Origin of the sequence: Anaeromassilibacillus sp. Marseille-P3371 (assembly GCF_900169665.1) — a bacterium.
In the GTDB taxonomy this organism is placed as follows: domain Bacteria; phylum Bacillota; class Clostridia; order Oscillospirales; family Acutalibacteraceae; genus Anaeromassilibacillus.
In genome coordinates this window covers 1,092,494-1,095,526 of record NZ_LT835157.1, presented here as the reverse complement: position 1 = coordinate 1,095,526, position 3,033 = coordinate 1,092,494, and the positions used below count along the sequence as shown (strand labels likewise).

Here is a 3,033-nt window from a genome sequence, read left to right as displayed (position 1 = left end):
TACTACATCAGGGGGTATTATCATGTCAAAAAAGAAATGGACAAACATCAAAATTCTCGGGGCAGAGATCAACGCAATGCGCGAAGCAAGGAAATCCAGACAAGAAATAGCGGACTATTTCGGCCTTGATAAAGTTCAAATTAAGAACGGGGTTCATCGATACAACAAAGAGGTAAAACGTACGTCATTCGGAATTGCGCCACGCCCAAAGGGGCGTCCGCGCAAAGACGGGCAACCACCTCGGCAGAACGAAAAGAGCGAACTGGAACGGCTTTACATGGAAACAAGCGGTTGCGGGATTTTCTGCAATTCACAGAAAGGAAGTAAGGCCAAAAGTAAAATATCATGTTATCTATAGGAACCGAGAGCGTTATCCTATCTCTGTCATGTGCCGGTTTTTTGAGGTATCCCGGAGTGGATATGATGACTTTGTCCACCGTTTGGAATGCAAGGAGAAGGTGCAGATTTGGCGGAAGCTATCCGCGTTCAGCAAGAGCACTGCTTCAAGATATATGGATATCGACGGATGTGGCTGTGGCCGGAGAAACAAGGCACGCACCGCAATCCCAAGACAATTCTGCGAATCATGAAGAAATACGGCCTTTGGGCAGAAATTCGCCGCCGGAGAAAATGGGTTCAGGTGAGGCAACAACTGCACAAATATGAAAATCTTTTGAAGCGTCCATTTCAGGCGGACAGGCCCAACAACAAATGGGTGACCGATATCTCCTACATCCACACCAAAGAGGGAGTGTTGTACCTATCCACGATTCGTGATTTGTATGATAACAGCATTGTTGCCTATAAGACCGGTACACAGCAGACGGTGAATCTCGTTCTGGATACCATCCGCCTGGCTATGATGAAGGAGAAAAAGAGAGTCGCTGCAACGTTGTAGCTCCACAGCGACCAAGGGTTTCAATACACTTCCCGAGAGTATTTTCACCTGACTCAATCCTATGGTATAACGCCGTTCATGTCAAGACATGGAAACTGTTATGACAATGCTATGGCAGAAAATTTCTTCTCCATTCTAAAAATAGAGTACATCTCCCGCCTCAAGCCAACGACATTTGCTGAGGCCAGAGAAGACATTGACAGCTACATTTATTTCTACAACCACCGATCGTATCCAGTTAAAAACTGGAGTGGCGCCGCTCACGCTGCGCCACTCCGCTTAAAACTTAATTTTTCCTACCAAGGGACTTTTTTGTGCTGTCCGTATAATTTGGGGCAATACAATTCTGTGCCTCTACATCAGGGAGGCTTGGTTTATTATTTGCTTTTCCTGGTTTCATTCACTTTACGGTGACTACTTCTTTGGAAAGATCGGATCTATCGAAAGCTACACATAATATGCACTTATCTGGACAACCGATCCCTTATTTTCACTGGAATAACTGCGCCTCTTCTGCATAGAGCAAAGGTTGCCATTTCCACTCGGTCGGCGGTCACCGTACAATGTATCTGTGCATTCTGGCCCGGCAAGGTCGTATAGACGCCCGTACTCTGACCCAGTGGACGCACAGTGTCTTTCGCTCCTACGGCGTTTTCTACGAATGCGCGCTTCCGTCATCTGCTACCTAACTGAATGACTTATGCTATTCGCAAGTTATCCAGTACTCAGCCGACAGCCACCGTACAATGCATCTACGCATTCTGCACTGGCAAGGTTGTATAGACCTCCCATGATCTGACCCGGCGGACGCACAGTGTCTTTCGCTCCTACGGCGTTTTCTATGAAAGCGCGCTTCCGTCATCTGCTACCTAACTGAATGGGTTTATACCATTTGTAAGTTATCCAGTGCTCAACCAACGGCCACCGTACAATGCAGCTGTGCATTCTGACTAGGTAATGCGGTATAGACTTCCGTGCTCTGACCCGGCGGACGCACAGCGTCTTCCGCGCCTACGGCGTTTTCTATGAAAGCGCGTTTCCGTCGACTGCTACCTAACCGAATGGGTTTATACCATTCGCAAGTTATCCAGTACTCAACCAACGGTCACTATACAATGCAGCTGCGCATTCCGCACCGGCAAGGTCGTATAGACCTCCCGTACCCTCGCCCGGTGGACGCATAGCGTCTTCTGCGCCTACGGCGTTTTCTATGAAAGCGCGTTTCCGTCGACTGCTACCTAACCGAATGGGTTTATACCATTCGCAAGTTATCCAGTACTCAACCAACGGTCACTGTACAATGCAGCTGTGCATTCTGGCCCGGCAAAGTGGTATATACGCCTGTACTGGTTCCTGGGGTACCGATTGCCCAAACCCTGAAGTAATAGTCGTTCCCAACCTTTGCCACAAATTGCGTTTTGAGTACATCACCATTGCCAACGGTAAAGCTTGGAACAGCCGTCATACTGCCGTTTACAGTCATCTTAAAGCAATAGGCACTGCCTCGTTTTAAAGTAAACGGAAGTGTTGTGTCGGAAACAACAAACACCTGTGTCTGGCAATTCTCTGTCGGTAGCACTGGAACCGTTGTTGCGGGAGCCGTTCCTACTCCATAGGAATTCCCCGCTGAAGAACTGCTGCTGGAACCTCCGGAATGGGAACCATTCTGCTTTTTCGTTTCCAATTGCTCGACTCTATCCTCTACCTCGTCATACGCTTTGACAATTTGGTCGCGAGTCGCTTGCGGGTCCTTCACTACCTCCCGTGCGCTTTGCAATGCGCCATTTAACGCTCGCACCGATGCAGCCGTATAATTGCTCAAATCCATGTTCTCTACCTGTGCAATGAGATCTTCCAAAGCGTCCTTATCTGGAATTCTGCGTAGATTCTCTATCGCCTTGGTAAGCGCAGCAGCTGCTGCGTCGGCCTTCTCCTGCGTGACAGCCCCTGCGCCTTTCTCCAGAATGGTTTCTGCCTTTGTAAGCGCTTCTTGGAATTCTTTTTGCCCCTCTGAGCGATAATCCTCAAGACAGAGCGACTTAGCATAGTCGACCACAGCCTGTAAAGAACTCAAGTCGGCTTTAAAGATCAGTCGATTGAGAGCTTCTTCCAAAGTGTAGTATGCACTTTCGACG

At 48.4% G+C, this 3,033-nt stretch carries 4 protein-coding genes; 3 read left to right on the top strand and 1 reads right to left on the bottom strand.

The features are described from left to right. From B9Y59_RS03605 to B9Y59_RS16735, 3 genes are all read left to right on the top strand, one after another. Nucleotides 1–358 (top strand): hypothetical protein (locus B9Y59_RS03605; protein WP_207651494.1); only part of this gene is annotated, 358 nt, incomplete at its 5' end. A 108-nt stretch (nt 359–466) separates the two neighbouring features. Further along, complete coding sequence (locus B9Y59_RS15140; RefSeq protein WP_158088942.1) at nt 467–898, top strand: IS3 family transposase; 432 nt, start codon at nt 467–469, stop codon at nt 896–898. Between the two features lie 48 nt (nt 899–946). Continuing rightward, entirely contained in the window at nt 947–1,312 is a 366-nt protein-coding gene (locus B9Y59_RS16735; protein WP_442856175.1) for an integrase core domain-containing protein, read from the top strand. A gap of 865 nt (nt 1,313–2,177) precedes the next feature. On the opposite strand, the gene B9Y59_RS03595 is transcribed toward B9Y59_RS16735, so the two are convergent. Then, on the bottom strand, nt 2,178–3,033 hold an 856-nt coding region (locus B9Y59_RS03595; RefSeq protein WP_198945588.1), incomplete at its 5' end, for a coiled-coil domain-containing protein.